Raw genomic sequence first — 20,864 nt, forward strand, 5'->3', positions numbered from 1 at the left:
AAGAGCCCAAACCGGCTAAGTGACTGACTGGTAGGTTCACCGCATGGAGTCCCCCAAGCACGCAGGCGACATCGCCGTCGCCGTTTCTCAGGCCTACGGCGTCGAGACGATGTTCACGTTGTCCGGCGGGCACGTCTTCCCCCTCTACGACGGGGCCGTGCACGAAGACATGCGCATTCTCGACGTCCGCCATGAGCAGAGCGCGGTCTTCGCCGCCGAGGCGACCGCACGCCTGACGAGAAAGCCGGGTCTGGCGGTCCTCACCGCCGGCCCGGGCATCACCAACGGCGTCTCCGGGATTGCCACCGCCCACTTCAACGGGTCACCCGTGGTCGTGCTCGGCGGCCGGGCGCCGCGGTCCCGATGGGGATCGGGCGCGCTGCAGGAGATGGACCATCCCCCGCTGCTGGAGCCCATCACCAAGCTCGCCTTCACCGGATCGGGCGCGGACTCCGTCGGGCAGGACGTCGAGATGGCCTTCCGTACGGCCGTCGCCCCCCATCGAGGGCCGGTCTTCCTGGACTTCTACATGGACGACCTGTTCTCCCCCTCTGCCGAGCACACCACCGAGACGCTGAGCCCGTCGCCTCTCGAACCCGACGAGGAGGCCCTGGCCCAGATCGCCCGGCTGATCTCCGAGGCCGAGCGGCCCGTGCTCGTGCTGGGCTCGGACGTCTGGATGGAACGGGCGGAGGAGGCCGCGCGCGACTTCGCCGAGGAGTACCGCCTCCCCGTGATCCCGAACGGCCAGGGCCGGGGCATCCTGCCCGCCGGCCACGAACTGCTCGTCACGCGGGCACGCGGCACCGCCTTCGGGCAGGCGGACCTCGTGATCGTCGTCGGCACCCCGCTCGACTTCCGCCTCGGCTACGGCTGGTTCGGCGGCAAGGACGGCGCGCCGCTCGCCAAGGTCGTCCACATCGGCGACGCGCCCTCGCAGATCGCCACGCACACCGGCCTGTCCGGGTCGGCGGCGGGCGACCTGTCGGTGCTCTTCTGGGGCCTGTCCTCGGCATGCGGGGCCGCCGGGGTGAACCCCAAGGCCTACGCCCCGTGGCTGGCCAAGCTGGCCGAGACGGCCGCTGCGGCGATCGCGGCTGACCTCCCCCTGCTGGAGTCGGACTCCGACCCGATCCACCCCATGCGCGTCTACGGCGAGCTCGGCAAACTACTGGCCGACGACGCCGTGGTGATCGGCGACGGCGGCGACTTCGTGTCCTACGCGGGCAAGTACGTCGAGCCGCGCAAGGCCGGCAACTGGCTCGACCCGGGTCCGTACGGCTGCCTCGGGACCGGGCTCGGCTACTCCATCGCGGCCCGCATCGCACGGCCGTCCTCGCAGGTCGTGCTGCTCCTCGGAGACGGCGCCGCCGGGTTCTCGCTGATGGACGTCGACACCCTGGTCAGGCACAAGCTGCCCGTCGTCATGATCTGCGGCAACAACGGCATGTGGGGCCTGGAGAAGCACCCGATGCAGATGTTGTACGGCTACGACGTGGCGGCCGAGCTTCAGCCGCAGACGCGATACGACCAGGTGGTCACCGCCCTCGGCGGCGCCGGCGAGCTGGTGACGTCCCCGGCGGATATCGCTCCGGCTCTGCGGCGGGCCTTCGACTCCGGCGTGCCGTACCTGGTGAACATCGCCACCGACCCCGAGGTCGCCTACCCGCGGAACACCACCGGGGTCTGACCGGGCGAGCCCCCGGCCCGCCGTCAGGTCAGGGCCGCGGGCTCGTCGTCGCGGTGCGGCGGCTCAGCCCGCCGCGCTGCCGTGCTCGGAGCAGCGCGCCGACCAGCTCCGCGGGGTGACCTGCACCACCATGCGGCGGCGGCACCGCGGGCAGTAGCGCGGCGGCTCCATGGTCCGGGCGGCGAGACAGGCGGCGTGATCACCGTCGGCGGCCGGTCCGCCGCAGTGATCGCAGAAGGGGTCCACGGTCTTCACCCTAATCGGGCCCTAATAGGCTGGCACGTATGACACTGGCTCCTGGCCTGCGTGCCGAGGTCCTCATCATGGTGGAGCGGTCGGACACCGCGATCCGGGTGGGCAGCGGCGACGTTCCGGTGCTGGGCACGCCCCGGCTTCTCTCGTTCGCCGAGAGCGCCACGGTGAAGGCGGTCCAGCACTACCTGGCGCCCGGCCAGACCTCGGTCGGCACCAAGGTCCAGCTGGAGCACATCGCGCCCAGCCCGGTCGGGATGCACGTGGAGATCGCCGCCGAGCTGGTCGAGGTGGACGGCAGACGGCTGGTCTTCTCGATCATGGCCGTCGACAAGAGGGGCGTCCTGGTGGGCACCGGCAGGATCGAGCGGGTCGTCGTGGACCGCGAGAGGTTCCTCGCGCGTCTGTGAAGCGCCGTCACTCGATGACGGCGATCAGGTCGCCTCCCTGGATGACGTCCCCTTCGGCCACCTTCAGCTGGGCCACGACCCCGGACTCCTCGGCGAGCACCGGGATCTCCATCTTCATCGACTCCAGGATGACGAGCGTGTCGCCCTCCTCGACCCTGTCGCCCTCGGCGACGACGATCTTCCACACGTTCGCCACCATCTCGGCGCGCACCTCAGCCACGGGAACTCCCCTTCGTCGTGGTCAACCATCGGGCTTTCCTCAGCCGGGAAACCGGCCCGGTGTCGTAGTCCCCGCTCGCGAACTCGGGGTCGTCCAGGAGCTCGGCACAGAACGGCAGATTGTTCTTTGGCCCCTCGACCTTGAAGGCAGCGCAGGCCCTGGTGGCGGCCTCCGTGAGCGCCCCCACCGGCTCACGGGTTCCGGGGCCGACCAGGACTCCGGCCGACTCCATCAGGTTCCTGGCGATCACGCAGCCCACCCTATGGCGATTCCCAAGGCCGGCTCCCCGGCCGTTCCGACGGAACCCGACAGGCGGATCTGTAGGGTCGCCACAAAAGGCGATCCCTGAGCACGGCGCCGGACGGGCTCCGGTGAGATGTCCGGCTACACGCGCGACATCGTGAGCCGATCGACCACCCGGGCCATCGCCTCCACCACCGCCGGGTCGTACTCGGTCCCGCCGTCGAGACGGAGCCGCTCCAGCGCCGCGGCGGCACGGTCCCGGTCCGTCGACGCGCCCACGAGGTCGTCGTACGCGTTGGCCGCCTTGATGATCCGGCTGGCCGCGGGCGGCGAGTCGGCGACCGGATCGCACTGCCTCCGGACGATCTCGGCGACGGCGTGCAGCACGCCGGTCTTCCTGATCACCTCGGCGCCCAGCTCCGCGATGCGCCGGGCCTGCGCGGGATCGGTCAGCACGGTGGCCCCACCCGGGATCGGATCGCGCAGGGAGAGCTGGCCGATGTCGTGCATGAGCGCGGCGTACTCCAGCTCGAGCAACTGCGGCTCGGCCATGCCGAGCTCCCGGCCGATGGCGATGGACAGCTGGCTGACCCGGCGCGAGTGGCCGGGCTCGACGTAACCGCCGACCTCGGTGACCCTGCTCAGCGCCCGGACGGTCTGCAGGTAGGTGGCCCTGATCCCGGCGTACTTGCGGAAGGCCACCTGTGTGACCAGCAGCGGCGCCGCGAAGGCGGGCAGCGCGGTCAGGTCCATGCTGTGGGAGGCGAGCGCGAGCAACATGCCGGACGCGGCCACCGCGGCGCCCAGCGGCGCCGCCATCCTGATCTCGTCCCGTACGGCCACGCCGAACACGGTCCTGACCTGCTCGGCGCGGAGCATCGCGGCGATCACCACGTCGACGGACAACATCACGGCGATGAGCAGGGCCATCACACCGAGGGCGGGCCACCAGTCCCCCGCCGCGGCGATCTCGTAGAGCGGATGCGCGACCGGGCGGTAGGCGAAGGCCAGCAGGGAGCCGGCGAGCAGCCGCCTGGCCATCGCGTCCAGCCGGGGCGGACGGCCGACGGCGACGTGCGGCAGGGCCCCGGCGATCATGCCGACCGACATCACGGCGACGACCTGCAACGCCGACTGGGTCGCCTCGCGGCCTCCCACGTCGAGCAGGAGCGCGTATCCGAGGGACGCGGCCGTGGAGACCGGCGCCACCTCGCGGTTGCCCGGCATGGTCAGCCGGGCGAGCTCTCCCGCGGCGATCAGCACACCGAACCCGATCGCCACCTGGGAGTCGACCAGCCCGGCCGCGGCGGTGTGGGAGATCCCGGCGACGGTCAGCATGCCGGCCGCGCAGATGAGCAGGAGCTGGCCGGAGTCGAGCCCCGGCGCTCGGGTCGCCGCCGTCCGCCGCTCGCTCATCTCTCGGACACCACCTGGATGGGCGTCGTCGGGTCGTCGTGGTCCTTGGCGGTCGTCTCGACCACGTCGTTGGACGGAGCCGGAGCGGTCTGCGGCGGATGCCAGCCGTCCCTGCTCAAGGCCTTGATGAAGGTGCTGACCATGATCGGGTCGAACTGCGTGCCCGCGTTCTTGAGCAACTCGCCCACCGCGACGTCGATCGGCTTCGCCTTTCTGTAGGCCCGGTCGGAGGTCATCGAGTCGAAGGCGTCCGCCACCGCGATGATCCGGGCGAACTCGGGGATCTCCAGCCCGGCCAGGCCCATCGGGTAGCCCTTCCCGTCGTGCCGCTCATGGTGGTGCATGATCCCGGCGAACGCCTCGTCCAGGAAGTCGATCCCCCGCACGATCTCCAGACCGCGCATGGGGTGCAACTGGATCGCGGCGTACTCCTCCTCGGTGAGGTCTCCGTCCTTCTGCAGGACCTTCGTCGGCACGCCCAGCTTGCCCACGTCGTGGAGCATCCCGGCGTAGCGGATGGCCTGGAGGCGCTCGGCGCCCATCCCGATCTCGTCGGCGATCATCCCGGAGGCGGCCGAGACCCGGGTGCAGTGGCCCCGCGTGTAGTAGTCCTTGGTCTCCACGGCCTGGCACAGCGCGGCGATCGTCGCGTCGTACGAGCGCTGCTCGGCGTGGTAGTGGCCCAGCGCCCAGCGGGCGACGAACAGGGGCAGCAGGACGAGCACGGTCGAGATCGACTCCACCGTGGCCCACAGCCCGGCGATCAGCAGGCCGAAGGTGGCGTACCCCACGTAGGACCCGAGGAACTGGACCGTGCCGCGCAGCGCGACCTGGTGCTTGCCGACCCCCGCGACGAGCAGGAGGATCAGCGCGGTCAGAACGAAGTTGATGGCGACGAAGGCCGCGGTGGCCGCGCCGTACGGGACGAGGATCCCGGGGAAGTCGGTGATCGCGGGCAGGCCCGGCACGCCGCCCGCGAGCTCGAACGCCCGGCCCGCCGCATACCCGCAGATCACGAATTGCGCGCCGTTGAACAGGCGCTTGACGACGGCGAGGCCGGGCCGCACGCTCAGCACGGCCATCAGCCCGACGAGCGCCGCGCCCTCAGGCCCGACGAGGACGACGGCCGCCAGGGCGGCGGAGTAGCTGACGGATACGGCGGCCTGCGGCACGTTGAGCAACGTCGGAACGGACTCGCAGACCAGGAACAGCAGCGCGAGGACGAGGAGCGTCGGCCAGTGGATGTCGTTCGTCCACTCCGGCGCGAGGATGCAGTGGGCGAGCAGGTAGACCGCGGCCCCGATGATCGCAACGAAATAGATCCTGGCAGGCCACGGTAGTTCCCGCATGACGCCACCTCGGGTGAGAGAAGCCTAGGGATCAGACGAAGCAGGAAGTGGATCCACAGGCAGGAGCTACGTCCAGGAGATCCCCGAACTCCCCGCGACGGTGCCGACGAGCACAACCACAGGGGTCAGCAGCGTCATTGCCGCCAGCAGCCGGACGATGGTCTTCCCAAGCATGGTGCCGCCTCCACATCGATTCGCCACTCAGGCTACAGAACGCGACACCTGCGATCGGGGATGTCGGGGCTTCGCGGCCAAAACGTAATCAAGCCATCACGCTGTGTTGAATTATCCCGATTTATCGCGCCCGAAAAGACCCGTATCGCTCATGCACCCATGGCCCACGCGACCGTGGCCTTGAGCCCGGCGGCGAGGTCGAACGCCGGCCGCCACCCGAGACCCTCGAATGCCGGGGCCGGGTCGACGGCCATGGCCGGGAGATCTCCCAGCCGGGCGGGCTCGAAGTCGGGTTCGTCGGGGACTCCGGCAGCGGCGGCGACCAGGGTGTGCAACCGCCGGTCGGTCGTCTGCACGCCCGTCCCGAGATTGAACCGGCGGCCGTTCCCCTCAGGCCCGCATGCCCGGGCGAAGCCGTCCACCACGTCATCGACGAAGACGTAGTCACGGGTCTGGGATCCGTCGCCGTACACGACCGTGCGCCTGCCGGACAGCAGGGCGTCCGTGAAGATCGAGACGACGCCCGCCTCGCCCTCGGGCGACTGCCGCGGGCCGTACACGTTGGACAACACCAGCGTGGTGTACTCCAGGCCGTACAGCCCGGCGTAGGCGGACAGGTAGATCTCGCCGCTGAGCTTGGACGCGGCGTACGGCGAGCGTGGGTCGGTGGCCGCGCCCGCCGGGACGGGGATGATCGGGGGCCTGCCGTACACGGCGACGGACGAGGCGTAGACGACCTTGCGCGCGCCCGCGCGCCTGGCCGCCTCGATCACGTTGACGGTGCCCTCGACGTTCAGCCTGGCGTCGAGGACGGGATCGGCCACGCTCTTCCTGACGCTGATCTGCGCGGCCAGATGGCAGACGACCTCCGGCCGCAGAGTCTCGACCAGCGGGCCCACGGCGGGGTCGCGCACGTCCATCACGTCCAGGCGCGCCTCGGGATTCCGGTTGCGCCCGGACGACAGGTCGTCCAGGACCGTCACCTCGTGCCGGTCCCGCACCAGCCGATCGACCAGGGTGGACCCGATGAAACCCGCTCCGCCCGTGACCAGTACCCGCATACCGCCGTCCCTCCCGAATCTCCGGGGAGAGATCCTAATCGGGGAGCTGGGCGCGCACCTGTTCGATCCGCGTCATGACCTTGGCGCGCAGATCGTCGGGCACGGGGTCGCACCCGCAGTGCTTCGCGACGAGCTGCTTGACCACCTTCTCCAGGCCGTACTCGTCGAGGCACGAGTGACACTCGTCGAGGTGCTGCCTGATGTCGGCGCAACCGTTCTCGTCCAGCTCGCCGTCGAGGTAGCTGTAGATCCGGTCGAGAACGTCACTACACGGGGTGTCGTGGTGGTTCCCGCAGCTCATCGCTCCTCCTGGCCAAGCAAATCGTCGTCGGCCCCGCTGCGGGAGTCCGACCGCGCGAGCCCGCGGTCACGTGCGTAGTCCTGCAGCAGCGTCCGCAGCTGGCGGCGGCCACGATGCAGGCGGGACATCACGGTGCCGATCGGCGTGCCCATGATGTCGGCGATTTCCTTGTACGGGAAGCCCTCGACGTCGGCCAGATAGACCGCGATCCGGAACTCCTCGGGAAGAGCCGCCAGCGCGTTCTTCACATCGCTGTCGGGCAGATGCTCGAGCGCCTCGATCTCGGCCGACTTGAGGCCGCTGGACGTGTGCGACTCGGCACGGGCGAGCTGCCAGTCCTCGATCTCCTCGGTTCCGGACTGCTTGGGCTCGCGCTGCTTCTTGCGATAACTGTTGATGAAGGTGTTGGTCAGGATGCGGTAGAGCCAGGCCTTGAGGTTCGTTCCCTCTTGGAACTGGTGGAAGGAGGCGAAAGCCTTGGCGAAGGTCTCCTGCAGGAGGTCTTCCGCATCCGCGGGATTACGGGTCATCCGGAGCGCGGCGGAGTAGAGCTGGTCGAGATACGGCATGACGTCGCGCTCGAACCGCTCACTGCGCTGCCCCAGAGTCTCCTCAGCTGTCTTGGAGACCGGACCCACCCCCTTCAGAACTCCGTACCCAGCCGAGAATACCGGCCGGGTCGCGGCGCTCCTGCTCGGGGCTTCCGGCAGCACCAACGTGTTCATGCCCACCTGTAACAGGTGGGGCGTAGAGTCTGTTCCCGGTGCGGTTTGAGGTGATGAACGCCTCCGCAAGGGGAAATACATACGTACCGGCTGGTAGCCCGGAAATTCGACGTCCAGGAGCTGCTCGTGCTGCCTATTCCGGCCAACGAACTCAATGGCTCGGGCACGCTCGGGCCGTACTGGAACTTTTATCACGCGGTCGTCGCCGAGCAGTTGCGCCAATGGCTTCCCGGCAGCCCGTCGTTGCTGGTCGACCTCTCCGGAGGCCGGGGCCGGTGGCCGGCCCAGGCCGCCCGCGCCGGCCACCGGGTCATCGAGGTCATCGACTTCCGCAGGCCGATCGAGCCGTGGCTCAGGGACGCCTCCGACCTGACCCAGAAGGTCCGCGCCGACAACCTCGCGTTCCTCCCCGACGCCAGCGTCGACGCGGTGATCGCCGAGGAGCGCATGTTGTCGGTCGACCTCATGGCCGAGTCGGTGATCGAGGACATGGCCCGCGTGCTGAAGCCCGGCGGCCGCGCCCTGTTGTGCGTCGACTCGCTCGTCCTGGGCATGGCCATCCTCGCCGAGCAGAACTACTGGGCCCATCTGTGCCAGACGGGCGAGGTCATGCTCATCCCCTGGCCGGACGGCAGCATCACCCGGTGCTTCACCAGCACGCAGGTCCGCGAACTGGTCACCGGCGCCGGGCTCGAGGTGGAGTGGGTCCGCCCGAGGACGGTCCTGTCCCCCTCCATGGTCGATCGCGTGCTCGGCTCGGGCGGGCGGTCGCTCGCGTGGCTGGTCCGCACCGAGCTCGCGAGCCAGCCGGACGACGACGACACCGTCGGCATCCACCTGGTCGCCAGCGCCCGCAAGCCGCTCAGGGCCGCGGCGCAGACCTAGGCGCGGATCTAGCGGCGGCGCTCGCGCTTCGACTGGCACTGGACGCAGCGGGCCGCTTCCGGCCGCGCCTCCAGCCTGCCCTCGGGGACGGGGGCGGCGCAGTCCACGCACCGCCCGTAGCCGCCCTGGTCGATCCGGACGAGGGCGTCCTGGACCTCCTTGCGCTGCCGCGACGCGACGTCCAGCATGGCCCGCGTCCGGTCGGCGTCGGTGAGGTCGGCCCCGGCGTCGGCGGCCGATCGTTCCGGCACGGCGACCGGGTCGCCTTTCAGCACCCTGATCGAACGGTCGAGCTCTTCGAGCATGACTTCCAGGCGCATACGCGCGGTCGCGACATCCACGAATCCGCACCTCCGGGAGCGTGGGGAACACCCGCCGAGGAGCCCCGGTCTCCCGACAGGTCGGCATTTATTACGGCGTGGTGAACCGCTTTCGTTACCGGATGCCCGTTCGACGTCCGACTTACACCAATGGATTTCTAGAAAAGCGCGTCCGCATCCCCGCCGTTTCCCGATTCCTTGCCGATCGGCGCCGCCGGCTCGACCAGATCGGGGCCGTTGTTGCGCACGTTGTTCACCTCGGTGGAGACGGGATACGCCTCGAGCCTGTCGGGGCTGGCGGGGACCAGCAGTTTCGCCGGGTCCTCAAGCCGGGGGTCGAGCCATTCCGCCCAGCGGCCGCGCTCGACCATCATCGGCATGCGGTCGTGAATGCGGCCCAGTTCGTCTTCGGCCGACGTGGTGATCACCGTGCACGTGCACAGCCATTTCAGGGGATCGTCGTCCGCCCGCCCCGGGTCCTTCCAGAACTCGTACAGCCCGGCCATCGCGAGCACTCCGCCGTCCGCCGGATGGATGAAATAGGGCTGCTTCTTCTTCTCCTCCGTTGGCATCCACTCGAAATAGCCGTCGGCGGGCAGGAGACACCGCCTCGAGGCGAACGCCTTGCGAAACGCGGGTTTGTCCCCCACGGTCTCGATCCGCGCGTTGATGAGCCGCGAGCCGATCGACGGATCCTTCGCCCAGCTCGGGACCAACCCCCAGCGGACCACGCGCAACTGCCGCACCGGCCGTCCCGAACGGCTCCCGTCCTCGCCCCTTGGCACGCGGCTCATGACCGCGTAGACCTCCTTGGTGGGAGCCACGTTGTAGTCGGGCCCGAGCTCCTGGTCGGGGGCGCCGTCGAGCTCGACCTCGAACTCCTCGAGAAGATCGTGCTTCTTCCGCGCCGACGCATATCTCCCGCACATGTCTTCCAGACTGCCATTTCCGCCCCATGCGCGCGCCGTACGGGCTCCTGGGGGCACGACGATAGGCTTCTGGCATGGTCACACCGCACTCCGCCTCCACGGGCCCAGAGGCGCTCTGGACGGCCCCGGCCGCGACCGGCCCGGTCCGGGCGACCGTCCGCCTGCCCGGATCCAAGTCGGTGACCAACCGTGCGCTGCTCCTCGCCGCGCTGGCCGACGCGCCCAGCCGGGTACGGCTGGCGCTGCGCAGCCGGGACGCGGATCTGATGGTGGCAGCCCTGCGGTCCCTCGGCGCCGAGATGACCTCCTCCGGCGAGAGCGGCTCGAGCGTGGACTGGGCGATCATCCCGCGGCCCGTCAGGGGCGGCGTGTCGATCGACGTGGGGCTGGCCGGCACGGTCATGCGGTTCGCGCCAGCGGTGGCCGCGCTCGCGGACGGCCCGGTGCGCTTCGACGGCGACCCGGCCGCGCGCAAGCGGCCCATGGGCCCGATCCTGGGGGCCCTGCGCGCCCTGGGGGCGTCCGTCGACGCCGACGCCCTGCCGTTCACCGTCCGCGGGCCGATCTCTGGCGGAGAGGTGGTCCTCGACGCCTCCACCTCCTCCCAGATGGTCTCGGGCCTGCTCCTGGCGGGCGCCCGCTTCGACAAGGGCGTGACCGTACGGCACAGCGGACCCCCGGTCCCGTCGATGCCCCACATCGAGATGACCGTCCACATGTTGCGGCAGGCCGGCGTCGAGGTGGACGACTCCGGAGCCGACGTGTGGCGGGTGGAGCCCGGGCCGATCAGGGCGCACGACGTGGACGTCGAGCCCGACCTGTCCAACGCGGCGCCGTTCCTCGCCGGAGCGCTCGTCACCGGCGGCACGGTCGTCGTCCCCGGCTGGCCGGAGGAGACCACGCAGGGCGGCGACCAGCTCCGCGACCTGCTGGAGCGGATGGGCGCGACGGTGACCCGGGTCCCCGAGGGCCTCCAGGTGACGGGCTCCGGGCGGATACGAGGCATCGAGGCCGATCTGCACGAGGTGAGCGAGCTGACGCCGACCATCGCGGCGCTGGCCGCCCTCGCCGACTCGCCCTCCCGCATCAGCGGCGTCGCCCACATCCGCGGACACGAGACCGACCGCATCGCCGCGCTCGCCACGGAGATCAACAACCTCGGAGGCGACGCCCGCGAGACGGCGGACGGTCTGGAGATCCACCCTCGGCCGCTGTCGGGCGGGGTCTTCCACTCCTACGACGACCACCGGATGGCGACGGCCGGCGCCGTGATCGGGCTGGCCGTGCCCGGCGTCCAGGTGGAGAACATCGCGACCACGGGGAAGACCCTTCCGGAGTTCCCGAGCATGTGGGCCGCCATGCTGGGCGGCGCGCGATGAGAGGGCCTCGCCCGGCGACCGGCCCCGCGAGCGGCGCTCACGGGTGCGCGAGACGATCGGGGCGCGGGCGCTGAGAAAACGGCAGTACGACGAGGACGACGTCAGGGTGAGACCGGGCAAGGGATCCCGGCCCCGGACGCGGGTCCGCCCTGCCCACGACGAGGCCGTCGAGGGTTTCGTCGTCGCCGTCGACCGGGGCCGTTACACCTGCCTCGTCGGAGCGGGCATCCCTCGGATTGACGGCGACGGGCAGGCCGCGCGCCGAGTGAAGGGATCTGCCCGGCGCTCAGGGAAGGACGACAGGACCCTCGTCGTCGCGATGAAGGCCAGGGAACTGGGCCGCAAGGGCATCGTCGTCGGAGACCGCGTCGCGATCGTGGGCGACGTGACGGGCCGCCCCGACACGCTCGCGCGGATCGTGCGCGTGGAGGAGCGCGGCTCGATGTTGCGCCGCAGCGCCGACGACACCGACGACATCGAGCGGCCGATCGTGGCCAACGCCGACCAACTCGTCATCGTCACGGCGCTGGCCGACCCGCCGCCGCGCCCCCGGATGATCGATCGGATGCTCGTCGCCGCCTTCGACGCGGACATCGATCCGCTGTTGTGCCTCACGAAGGCCGACCTCGCGGCGCCCGACGAGCTGGTGTCCCTCTACGAGCCGCTCGGCGTGCCGTACGTGGTCGTGGAGAAGGGCAGCCCGCTCGGCGAGCTGCGCGAACGGGTGAGCGACCGGATCAGCGTGCTCGTCGGGCACTCAGGCGTGGGGAAGTCGACGCTGGTCAACGCCCTGGTGCCGGATGCCCGCCGCGCGGTGTCGCACGTCAACGCCGTGACCGGCAGGGGGCGGCACACCTCCACGTCGGCGGTCGCGCTCGAGCTGCCCGAGGGCGGCTGGATCATCGACACGCCCGGGGTACGCAGCTTCGGCCTCGCCCACGTCGCCATGGAGACCGTGCTCGCCGCCTTCCCCGACTTCAACGAGGCCGCGGTCGACTGCCCCAAGGGCTGCACCCATCTCGGGGACGGCTGCGCGCTGGACCGCTTCGTCGTGGATGGCCCCGGGGACCCCGCGCGCCTGGAGTCGCTCAGGCGGCTGCTTGCCAGCCGCGAGGGGTCCGCGGACGACGACTGATCGGCCTGCGGCCGGTCAGCGGTTGGGGCGGAGCGTCCACGAGACGGTCACCTCGGACACGACGGTCCCCGCCGCGTCACGGATGTCGACCGCCACGTCGAACTCCGGCCGCTCTCCGGCGTCGAGCCGGGCGACGACCTCGTCGCGGTCGGCCCGCAGGGTCGCCGACGCCGTCACCTCGCCCTTGGCCAGCTTGAGGTAGCGGACCGCGGCCACCGTCGCCAGCGGCACGGCCCGGGACAGCTGGTCGCCGAACGCCGAGAGCATGGCGGCCCCGGAGGCCGACTCCGCGAGCGAGAACAGGGCGCCGGCGTGCGGGCCGCCCACGTGGTTGTGCAGGTCGTCGCGGTCGGGAAGACGGGCCACGGCGGTGCCGGTTCCGACCGAGTCGAAGGTGACGCCGAGCAGACGCGCGAAGGGGACGCTGTCGAGGAGGAATGCGGCGATGTCCATGATCAGATGTTACCGATGAGTATGTTTTGGAGCGATCCGGGCCTGATGTAAGCGGGGTCCGGCACGATAACTTGGGGCCTGTGACGGGATACAGCGACGACCTGCGACTCGCGCACGTGATGGCGGACGCCGCCGACGACATCACGATGCGCCGCTTCAAGGCCGTGGACCTGAAGGTCGACACCAAGCCCGACCTCACCCCGGTCAGCGACGCCGACAGGGCCGTCGAGGAGGCCATCCGCGGCACGCTGCGGCGGGCCCGCCCCCGTGACGCGGTCGTCGGCGAGGAGTTCGGCCGCACCGGCTACGGCATGCGGTCGTGGGTCATCGACCCCATCGACGGCACGAAGAACTACGTGCGCGGCGTCCCCGTGTGGGCCACCCTCATCGCGCTGATGGAGGAGGGCAAGGTCGTCGTCGGCGTCGTCTCCGCCCCCGCCCTCGGACGGCGCTGGTGGGCCGCCAGGGACGGCGGCTCCTGGACCGGACGCAGCCTGACCAAGGCGTCCCGCTGCCGCGTGTCGGAGGTCGGTCGCATCGGCGACGCCTCCTTCGCCTTCTCCGACCTGGAGGAATGGGAGAAGGACGACCGGCTCGACGGGTTCCTCGACCTCACCAGGCAGGTCTGGCGCAGCCGCGGCTACGGCGACTTCTGGTCGCACATGATGGTCGCGGAAGGATCGGTGGACATCTCCGCCGAGCCCGAACTGTCCCCCTGGGACATGGCGGCGCTCACCGTGATCGTCGAGGAGGCGGGCGGCACCTGCACCGCCCTCGACGGCACCGGCCCTCTCGACACCGGCAGCATGGTCTGCACGAACGGCCTGCTCCACGGTGAGGTGCTCAAACGCCTCTCACGCCCCTGACCGTCGCTGCGGCTGTCACTGCGGCCGTCGCAGTGACCGCCACAGCCGCCGTCACAGTGCGAGCACCTCGGACGCGGCCGTGAGCAGGCTGCCCCGGTAGGCATCGCCGTACAGGCAGACGTGCACGGCGAGCGGGTGAAGCTGATGCAGCGGCACCCGCTCCCGCCAGCCGGCGGCCGGCGGGGCGGCCTCCCGGTACGCGCCCAGGATCGTGGCGAGGTGCGGCGCTCCGAAGAGCGCGAGCATGGCGAGGTCGGTCTCCCGATGACCCCCGTGCGCCGCCGGGTCGACCAGCGCGACACGCCCGGGCGCCGAGTCACCCGTGTCCGGCGGGGCGGCCCACATCAGGTTGCCGTTCCAGAGGTCGCCGTGGATGCGGGCGGGCGGCTCCGCCGGGCCCGACACCTCCTCCACGCGGTCGCAGGCCTCCTCGACCAGGTCGACGTCCGCCGTCGACAACGCCCCGGCGTCGCGGGCCCGCCGTACGAACGGGAGGACGCGCTGGGAGGTGTAGAAGGTCGGCCAGTCGGGAGCCGGTCCGTTGTCCATGGGCAGTTCGGCGATGGAGCCGGGCCACGGGGCGCCGAAGCCCTCCGCCCCCGCGGCGTGGAGGGCGGCGAGCTCGTGACCGAACCGTTCGGCCGCGGCCGCCGTCGCCGGCGCCGTCTCGATCCACTCCAGCACGAGGGTGTCGCCGTCCGCCTCGACGACCTCGGGCACGGCCACGGCTGCCGGCTCGGCGAGCCAGCGGAGCCCGGCGGCCTCGGCGGTGAAGTCGGCGCCCTTCTTGACGAAGACCCGCCGCCCGTCGCCGGCGACGGCTTCATGGAGGGTCCAGGCGTGACTCGTGCCGAGATCTTTAGTGATCTTCAAGGTACTTCGCCAGCCCCTCGGACGCGGCCTCGACCATGACAAGCACGTCGGTGAAGCCCTGCCTCCCGTCGTAGTAGGGGTCGGGCACCTCGGCCCCCTCGGGGGCGTCGGGGTCGAACGAGCGGAACAGCCGCACATCGGCGCCGGACGGGGCCATCCGCCGCACGGCCCGCAGATTGTCCCGGTCCATCACGAGGACGAGGTCGCGCTCGGCGAACCAGGCGGGGTCGAACTGGCGGGCACGATGGGAGTCGCCGTCGTAACCGTGCTCGGCGAGCGTGGCCAGAGCACGCTCGTCCATGGGCTCGCCCGCGTGCCAGCCGCCGGTGCCCGCACTGTCCACGAGCACGTCAAGGCCCCTTTCCTCGAGCGTCCGCCTCAAAACGATCTCGGCCATCGGTGACCGGCAGATGTTGCCCATGCAGACCAGACATATGCGCTTCATGAATCAATGGTCCCGCACACCCGTCGTGACCTGCTCGTTATCTCCATCGATCACCACAAGAGACCGAGCGCGTTCACTGCTCGTTCACCTTTACCAAGGGATCCGGTCACCTTGGATCTCTAGTGTCTTCGGCGACGAGAAGACAAGCGGGAGGAATCACCGTGAAGTATGCAGGCCGGCTTGCCGCGGCCGCCATTATCGGCGTGTTTTCGCTCGCCGCATGCGGCACCGACGACAACAGCGGCGACACTGGCACCTCGGCTGCCCCCTCGGGCGCTGCCACCGGCAGCAGCCTGTCGGGCACGATCAACGCCGCAGGCTCCTCGGCTCAGGCTAACGCGATGGACGAGTGGAAGAAGGGCTTCCAGTCGGCCAACAGCGGTGTGAGCATCAACTACAACCCGGCCGGCTCCGGCGCGGGTGTCCAGTCCTTCATCCAGGGCACCGTCGCGTTCGCCGGCTCCGACTCGGCGCTCAACGACGAGAAGGGCGAGCCCGCCCAGGCCGACGCCCGCTGCAAGACCGGCAAGGCGATCAACCTGCCCATGGTGATCGGCCCCGTCGCCGTCGTCTACAACCTCCCCGGTGTGGACGGCCTGCAGCTGTCGCCGAAGACCATCGGTGGCATCTTCAACAGCAAGATCACCAAGTGGGACGACCCGGCCATCAAGGCCGACAACCCCGACGCCACGCTGCCCTCGACCGCCATCCAGGCGTTCCACCGCTCGGACGAGTCGGGCACCAGCGACAACTTCACCAAGTTCCTCAAGGCGACCGCCGACTGGCCGTACGAGCCGGGCAAGGCGTGGCCGGCCGAGGCCAAGGGCCAGGGCGCCAAGGGCTCGGACCAGATCGCCGCTTCGGTGAAGAGCACCGAGGGCGCGATCAGCTACGTCGAGCTCTCCTTCGCCGAGAACTCGAGCCTCCAGAAGTCCAAGGTCGCCAACGGCTCGGGCGAGTTCGTCGAGCTCACCCCGGAGAGCGCGGGCAAGACGGTCGAGGCCGCCCAGGTCGCGGGCACCGGCAACGACCTCAAGCTCAAGATCGACTACGCCACCAGCGCCGCGGGTGCCTACCCGATCGTCCTGGTGACCTACGAGATCACCTGTGAGAAGGGCCTGTCGGCCACGGACCTTCCGCTGGTCAAGTCCTTCCTCACCTACACGGCCAGCGACGCCGGCCAGCAGGCCCTGACCGGCCTGGGCTACGCCCCGCTGCCGGCCAGCCTCATCTCCAAGGTTCGCACCGCCGTCGAGGCGATCTCCTAGCCCTGATGGCCACGTCTCTTCCCAAGACCGAAGGCGGGCCGGCTCTTAGCCGGTCCGCCTATCGGCGCAGCCGCGGCGACGTTCCGTTCCGCTTCGTCTCCACCGCCTCAGGCGTCGTCCTGCTGGCGATCATGGCGGCGATCGCGGTCTTCCTCGTCGTGAAGGCGGTCCCCGCGCTTCAGGCGAACACGTCGCACTTCCTGACCGAACTGACCTGGGTGCCCAACGCCACCGAGCCCGTCTTCGGAATCGGCGCACTGGCCTTCGGCACCGTCATCAGCTCGTTCATCGCGCTCGTCGTCGCCACCCCGGTGGCCGTCGGCGTCGCCCTGTTCATCTCCCACTACGCCCCCCGTCGCCTGGCCTCCGTGCTGGGCTACGTGATCGACCTCCTCGCCGCCGTCCCCAGCGTCGTGTACGGCCTGTGGGGCGTCACCTTCCTCGTCCCCTTCATGCTGGGGCCGTCCAAGTTCCTGAACGACTACCTCGGGTGGATCCCGATCTTCGGCGGAGACTCGGTGGTCGGCAAGAGCATGCTCACCGCCTCGTTGGTGCTGGCGATCATGATCCTTCCGATCATCGCCGCGATCTCCCGTGAGGTCTTCCTCCAGGCTCCGAAGATCCAGGAGGAGGCGGCGCTCGCCCTCGGCGCCACCCGCTGGGAGATGATCCGGATGGCGGTCCTGCCGTTCGGCCGTCCCGGTGTCATCACCGCCGCGCTGCTCGGCCTCGGCCGGGCCATGGGCGAGACGATCGCCGTCGCCCTGATCTTCCCGGCGACCTTCACCATCTCGTTCCGGATCCTCAGCCCGAACGGCAACAGCATCGCCGCCAACATCGCCAACGGCTTCGGCGAGGCCACGGACATCGGCCGAGGCGCGCTCATCGCGTCCGGTCTGGTGCTGTTCGTGATCACGCTTGTGGTGAACACGGCCGCCCGCCTCATCATCGCCCGCCGCAAGGAGTACGCGAGGGCCGCAGCATGACCGTGCAAATGGGGATCAAGCCCATCTCCGCCGGCAGGCGGGTCAAGAACGGCGTGGCCCAGGTCCTCGTCTACCTGGCCTTCGCCGTCGCAGTCGTTCCGCTCGTTTCGGTCCTGTGGCTCGTCATCCGCAACGGCCTCAAGCGATTCGACATCGAGTTCCTCACGCACTCGATGCGCAACATCGGTGCGCGGGACGCGGGAGGCGGCGCCTATCACGCGATCATCGGCACGCTGGAGCAGGTGCTCCTCGCGTCACTGATCGCGGTGCCGATCGGCCTGCTCACCGCCGTCTACCTCGTGGAGTACGGCAACGGCGGCAGGCTGTCGCGGCTCATCAGCTTCTTCGTGGACATCATGACCGGTGTCCCGTCCATCGTCGCCGGCCTCTTCGTCCTGGCGTTCTGGATCCTGGTCCTGGGCATGACGTTCTCGGGCTTCGCCGGAGCGCTGGCGCTGTCGATCCTGATGATGCCCGTGGTGGTCAGATCGACGGAGGAGATGTTGCGGCTCGTGCCGAACGAGCTGCGAGAGGCGTCGTACGCGCTCGGCGTGCCGAAGTGGCGCACGATCGCCAAGGTCGTCCTGCCGACCGCCTTCACCGGCATCGTCACGGGTGTCATGCTGGCCGTCGCCCGTGTCGCGGGTGAGACCGCGCCGCTGCTGCTCACCGTCTTCTTCACCGACTCCATCAACGAAGACCCGTTCAACGGGCCGCAGATGGGCCTCCCGCTGTACGTCTTCGGTCAGTCGGCCCTTCCCCAGGACGTCGCCATCGACCGCGCCTGGACCGGTGCGCTCACGCTCATCCTGATCGTCATGCTGCTGAACCTGGTCGCACGCCTCATCTCGTGGTGGCGTTCGCCTGCTAAGAGGGGATAAGAGATGGCAAAGCAGATCGAGGTCTCTGACCTCGATGCCTACTACGGATCGCACAAGGCGATCGAGGGCATCTCGATGACCATCGAGCCTCGTTCCGTCACCGCGTTCATCGGCCCCTCCGGTTGTGGCAAGTCGACATTCCTGCGGACCCTGAACCGCATGCACGAGGTCATCCCCGGCGCGCGCGTCGAAGGCAAGGTCCGTCTGGAGGACCAGGACCTCTACGGCACGAACGTCGACCCCGTCTCCGTACGGCGGACCATCGGCATGGTGTTCCAGCGGCCCAACCCGTTCCCGACGATGTCGATCTTCGACAACGTGGCCGCGGGCCTCAGGCTGAACGGCCGTTTCTCCAAGTCGCAACTCGACGGCATCGTGGAGGAATCCCTCAAGGGGGCCAACCTCTGGAACGAGGTCAAGACCCGGCTCAACAAGCCGGGTGCGGGTCTGTCCGGTGGACAGCAGCAGCGTCTGTGCATCGCGCGGGCGATCGCGGTCCGGCCGCAGGTCCTGCTCATGGACGAGCCGTGCTCGGCCCTCGACCCGATCTCGACCCTCGCGATCGAGGATCTGATCTCCGAGCTCAAGCAGGAGTTCACGATCGTCATCGTGACGCACAACATGCAGCAGGCGGCTCGCGTCAGCGACCGGACCGCCTTCTTCAACCTCGCGGCGCAGGGTCAGCCGGGCAAGCTCATCGAGATGGATGAGACCTCGCGGATCTTCACCAACCCGACACAGAAGGCGACCGAGGACTACATCACCGGCCGCTTCGGCTGAGCATTGGAGGACCTGGGTGGCGGCACCCGTAGTGGAGGGGGACACTCGGTCGGCACCCATGCTTTTGGTGGCCGATCCGGATCCGGGCCTCATCCAGCAGTTGGCGGCGGCACTGGAGCCAGAAGGGATCGATGTCACCGGCGTCATGGACGGTGCGCAGGCCCTGCTCCAAGCCGGCGCGCTCCAACCGGACGCCGTACTGATCAGCTCTTCCCTGCCCGTCGTGGGCCCGGTCGACTTCGTCCGGGCCGTGCGGCTCGCGAGGGCCGTGCCGGTCCTGCTCGGTATCGATTTCGGGAGCGATACCGAGCAGGCCCTGCAAGCCCTCGAGGCCGGGGCGACGGCGTGCGTGGCCCGTCCCTACCGAGTCCATGAGCTGCTCCCGCTCGTTCAGGCGGCCTTCCGGCGGCATGGCGACCATCGGATCGTGCTCACGATCGGCGACGTCGAGCTGGACGTCACGGCCTACCAGGTGAAGGTCGCGGGACGCATCGTCCATCTGCCCCTTCGAGAGTTCGAGTTGCTTCACTACCTGATGCGCAACGCCGACCGGACCGTCACGCGTGAGCAGATCATGCGGCACGTGTGGCATTCCGCGGACGCGATGTCCACCAACACGATCGCCGTCCACGTGAAGCGGTTGCGCGCCAGACTCGGTGATGAAGAGGACAAGATGATTCAGACCGTTCGTGGAGTGGGCTACCGCCTGGTCTCCAGCTGATCTTTTTCGTCTCGGTCACACCCACAACGCCGAACCCGGTCGCCGGGTTCGGCGTTGTGGCTTTCTGCTTTGCTGTACGCCCAGGGGCGGCTTGAGTCTCCATCAGGGGGAGACGCGAGGGTGGAGGCATGGACGGCGACACGCTCTACTCGATCGGCGACCTGGCCCGGCAGACCGGGCTGACGGTCAAGACCATACGGTTCTACTCCGACCGCGGGATCGTGCCGCCCGCCGACCGCAGTCCGGCCGGCTACCGCCTCTACGACGTCGACGCCGTCGCCCGCCTCGATCTCGTACGGACGCTCCGCGATCTGGGGGTGGACCTCCCCACGATCAAGAAGGTGGTGGAGCAGGAGGTCTCCCTCGCCGAGGTCGCCAAGGCCCACGCCGAGGCGCTGGCGGTGCAGATCCGAGTGTTGAGCCTGCGGCGAGCGGTGCTCACGGCGGTGGCCAGGCGCGGATCGACCCCTGAGGAGACGGATCTCATGCACAAACTGGCCAAGCTGTCCGAGGACGAGCGCAGGCGTCTCACCGGCGACTTCCTCGACTCTGTCTTCGGCGGCCTCATCGAGGAGCCCGGATTCACGGGCATCATGCGCTCGATGACCCCGGAGCTGCCCGACGACGCCGATGCCGAACAGGTCGAAGCCTGGGTGGAACTGGCCGAGCTGTCCCGGGACCCGCAGTTCCGCGCCGTCATGCGACGCCTCGCGGAACTGCATGCCGACGAGCGGGCCCACAGTGAGGCCGCGGGAGTCCGCAAGCACGGAATCGCGGTGGTACGGGAAGAGGTGAGACCCGCACTGGCGGCCGGCATCGACCCGGTCTCTCCCCAGGCCGATCCGGTCGTCGAGGCGATGATGGCGCAGTACGCGAACGTCAGCGGCCGTCCCGACGACGTCGAGCTGCGGCATCGTCTCCTGCTGCGCCTGGAGGCGGCGAGCGACCCCCGCAGGGAGCTGTACCTCCGCCTGCTGGCAGTGGTCAACCTCTGGTCGGCCCCGGAGAGCCTGGCGCCGGTGTCCGACTGGGCCATCCGCGCCTTGCGGGCGCGAGTGCCGGGATCCTCCGGCGTTCTTTCGGAGGAATGAAAACGGAGCAG

25 protein-coding genes are annotated in these 20,864 nt (G+C 69.6%); 12 read left to right on the forward strand and 13 right to left on the reverse strand.

The genetic code is table 11. The features are described from left to right. Positions 1-43: 43 nt before the first annotated feature. Entirely contained in the window at positions 44-1,690 is a 1,647-nt protein-coding gene (locus Pph01_RS41295; protein ID WP_204078720.1) for an acetolactate synthase, read from the forward strand. 63 nt (positions 1,691-1,753) lie between these two features. On the opposite strand, the gene bsaP is transcribed toward Pph01_RS41295, so the two are convergent. Further along, positions 1,754-1,936 (reverse strand): biotin synthase auxiliary protein BsaP, encoded by a 183-nt coding sequence (gene bsaP, locus Pph01_RS41300; RefSeq protein WP_204078721.1) that lies wholly within the window; start codon positions 1,934-1,936, stop codon positions 1,754-1,756. A gap of 38 nt (positions 1,937-1,974) precedes the next feature. Between bsaP and Pph01_RS41305 the strand changes: the two genes are divergently transcribed. Continuing rightward, positions 1,975-2,352 carry a thioesterase family protein gene (locus Pph01_RS41305; RefSeq protein WP_239116195.1) on the forward strand — a complete coding sequence of 126 codons (378 nt, stop codon included), beginning with the start codon at positions 1,975-1,977 and terminating at the stop codon, positions 2,350-2,352. 7 nt (positions 2,353-2,359) lie between these two features. Here the strand turns inward: Pph01_RS41305 and Pph01_RS41310 are convergent, their stop codons facing one another. From Pph01_RS41310 to Pph01_RS41340, 7 genes are all read right to left on the reverse strand, one after another. Continuing rightward, positions 2,360-2,572, reverse strand: a complete 213-nt coding sequence (locus Pph01_RS41310; RefSeq protein WP_204078722.1) for a biotin/lipoyl-binding carrier protein — start codon at positions 2,570-2,572, stop codon at positions 2,360-2,362. Next, a complete protein-coding gene (locus Pph01_RS41315; protein ID WP_204078723.1) occupies positions 2,565-2,822 on the reverse strand; it encodes a hypothetical protein in 258 nt (85 codons plus the stop codon). Before Pph01_RS41315 ends, Pph01_RS41310 begins: the two co-directional genes overlap by 8 nt. Positions 2,823-2,956: 134 nt before the next feature. After that, positions 2,957-4,231: an HD-GYP domain-containing protein gene (locus Pph01_RS41320; protein WP_204078724.1), complete on the reverse strand. Its 1,275-nt coding sequence runs from the start codon at positions 4,229-4,231 to the stop codon at positions 2,957-2,959. After that, complete coding sequence (locus Pph01_RS41325; RefSeq protein ID WP_204078725.1) at positions 4,228-5,580, reverse strand: HD-GYP domain-containing protein; 1,353 nt, start codon at positions 5,578-5,580, stop codon at positions 4,228-4,230. The genes Pph01_RS41320 and Pph01_RS41325 overlap by 4 nt, the downstream gene beginning before the upstream one ends. A 323-nt stretch (positions 5,581-5,903) precedes the next feature. Further along, on the reverse strand, positions 5,904-6,815 hold the full coding sequence (locus Pph01_RS41330) for an NAD-dependent epimerase/dehydratase family protein (protein ID WP_204078726.1): 912 nt from the start codon (positions 6,813-6,815) through the stop codon (positions 5,904-5,906). Positions 6,816-6,849: 34 nt separating this feature from the next. Further along, entirely contained in the window at positions 6,850-7,116 is a 267-nt protein-coding gene (gene rsrA, locus Pph01_RS41335) for a mycothiol system anti-sigma-R factor (protein ID WP_204078727.1), read from the reverse strand. Then, positions 7,113-7,841: a sigma-70 family RNA polymerase sigma factor gene (locus Pph01_RS41340; protein WP_373315715.1), complete on the reverse strand. Its 729-nt coding sequence runs from the start codon at positions 7,839-7,841 to the stop codon at positions 7,113-7,115. The genes rsrA and Pph01_RS41340 overlap by 4 nt, the downstream gene beginning before the upstream one ends. 126 nt (positions 7,842-7,967) lie before the next feature. Here Pph01_RS41340 and Pph01_RS41345 point away from each other — a divergent pair, with 126 nt between their 5' ends. Then, complete coding sequence (locus tag Pph01_RS41345) at positions 7,968-8,726, forward strand: class I SAM-dependent methyltransferase (RefSeq protein WP_204078728.1); 759 nt, start codon at positions 7,968-7,970, stop codon at positions 8,724-8,726. 8 nt (positions 8,727-8,734) lie between these two features. Here Pph01_RS41345 and Pph01_RS41350 read toward each other — a convergent pair whose 3' ends face one another. Further along, positions 8,735-9,067, reverse strand: coding sequence for a TraR/DksA family transcriptional regulator (locus tag Pph01_RS41350; RefSeq protein ID WP_204078729.1), 333 nt, complete (start codon positions 9,065-9,067; stop codon positions 8,735-8,737). 137 nt (positions 9,068-9,204) lie between these two features. Then, entirely contained in the window at positions 9,205-9,975 is a 771-nt protein-coding gene (locus Pph01_RS41355; protein WP_204078730.1) for an SOS response-associated peptidase, read from the reverse strand. 74 nt (positions 9,976-10,049) lie between these two features. Between Pph01_RS41355 and aroA the strand changes: the two genes are divergently transcribed. Both aroA and rsgA read left to right on the forward strand, forming a co-directional pair. Further along, a complete protein-coding gene (gene aroA, locus Pph01_RS41360) occupies positions 10,050-11,354 on the forward strand; it encodes a 3-phosphoshikimate 1-carboxyvinyltransferase (protein WP_204078731.1) in 1,305 nt (434 codons plus the stop codon). A gap of 70 nt (positions 11,355-11,424) precedes the next feature. After that, entirely contained in the window at positions 11,425-12,489 is a 1,065-nt protein-coding gene (rsgA, locus tag Pph01_RS41365; protein WP_204078746.1) for a ribosome small subunit-dependent GTPase A, read from the forward strand. Between the two features lie 15 nt (positions 12,490-12,504). Here the strand turns inward: rsgA and Pph01_RS41370 are convergent, their stop codons facing one another. After that, a complete protein-coding gene (locus Pph01_RS41370) occupies positions 12,505-12,942 on the reverse strand; it encodes a DUF4442 domain-containing protein (protein WP_204078732.1) in 438 nt (145 codons plus the stop codon). Positions 12,943-13,022: 80 nt separating this feature from the next. On the opposite strand from Pph01_RS41370, the gene hisN reads away from it, so the two are divergent. Further along, a complete protein-coding gene (hisN, locus tag Pph01_RS41375) occupies positions 13,023-13,808 on the forward strand; it encodes a histidinol-phosphatase (protein ID WP_204078733.1) in 786 nt (261 codons plus the stop codon). 51 nt (positions 13,809-13,859) lie between these two features. Here hisN and Pph01_RS41380 read toward each other — a convergent pair whose 3' ends face one another. Together Pph01_RS41380 and Pph01_RS43175 are read right to left on the reverse strand one after the other, a co-directional pair. Then, complete coding sequence (locus Pph01_RS41380; RefSeq protein WP_239117398.1) at positions 13,860-14,681, reverse strand: fructosamine kinase family protein; 822 nt, start codon at positions 14,679-14,681, stop codon at positions 13,860-13,862. Continuing rightward, a complete protein-coding gene (locus tag Pph01_RS43175) occupies positions 14,668-15,126 on the reverse strand; it encodes a low molecular weight protein-tyrosine-phosphatase (protein WP_239117399.1) in 459 nt (152 codons plus the stop codon). The genes Pph01_RS41380 and Pph01_RS43175 overlap by 14 nt, the downstream gene beginning before the upstream one ends. Before the next feature lie 161 nt (positions 15,127-15,287). Between Pph01_RS43175 and pstS the strand changes: the two genes are divergently transcribed. From pstS to Pph01_RS41410, 6 genes are all read left to right on the forward strand, one after another. Continuing rightward, positions 15,288-16,394: a phosphate ABC transporter substrate-binding protein PstS gene (gene pstS / locus Pph01_RS41385; RefSeq protein ID WP_204078735.1), complete on the forward strand. Its 1,107-nt coding sequence runs from the start codon at positions 15,288-15,290 to the stop codon at positions 16,392-16,394. A gap of 5 nt (positions 16,395-16,399) precedes the next feature. Further along, entirely contained in the window at positions 16,400-17,380 is a 981-nt protein-coding gene (pstC, locus tag Pph01_RS41390; RefSeq protein WP_204078736.1) for a phosphate ABC transporter permease subunit PstC, read from the forward strand. Beyond that, positions 17,377-18,261: a phosphate ABC transporter permease PstA gene (gene pstA, locus Pph01_RS41395; protein WP_204078737.1), complete on the forward strand. Its 885-nt coding sequence runs from the start codon at positions 17,377-17,379 to the stop codon at positions 18,259-18,261. The genes pstC and pstA overlap by 4 nt, the downstream gene beginning before the upstream one ends. A 3-nt stretch (positions 18,262-18,264) precedes the next feature. Further along, positions 18,265-19,041: a phosphate ABC transporter ATP-binding protein PstB gene (gene pstB, locus Pph01_RS41400; RefSeq protein ID WP_204078738.1), complete on the forward strand. Its 777-nt coding sequence runs from the start codon at positions 18,265-18,267 to the stop codon at positions 19,039-19,041. A 58-nt stretch (positions 19,042-19,099) separates the two neighbouring features. Beyond that, complete coding sequence (locus Pph01_RS41405) at positions 19,100-19,762, forward strand: response regulator transcription factor (protein ID WP_239117400.1); 663 nt, start codon at positions 19,100-19,102, stop codon at positions 19,760-19,762. 128 nt (positions 19,763-19,890) lie between these two features. Next, positions 19,891-20,853 carry a MerR family transcriptional regulator gene (locus tag Pph01_RS41410; RefSeq protein ID WP_204078740.1) on the forward strand — a complete coding sequence of 321 codons (963 nt, stop codon included), beginning with the start codon at positions 19,891-19,893 and terminating at the stop codon, positions 20,851-20,853. The last annotated feature ends 11 nt before the right edge of the window (positions 20,854-20,864 follow it).

Origin of the sequence: Planotetraspora phitsanulokensis (assembly GCF_016863295.1) — a bacterium.
Taxonomy (GTDB): Bacteria; Actinomycetota; Actinomycetes; order Streptosporangiales; family Streptosporangiaceae; genus Planotetraspora; species Planotetraspora phitsanulokensis.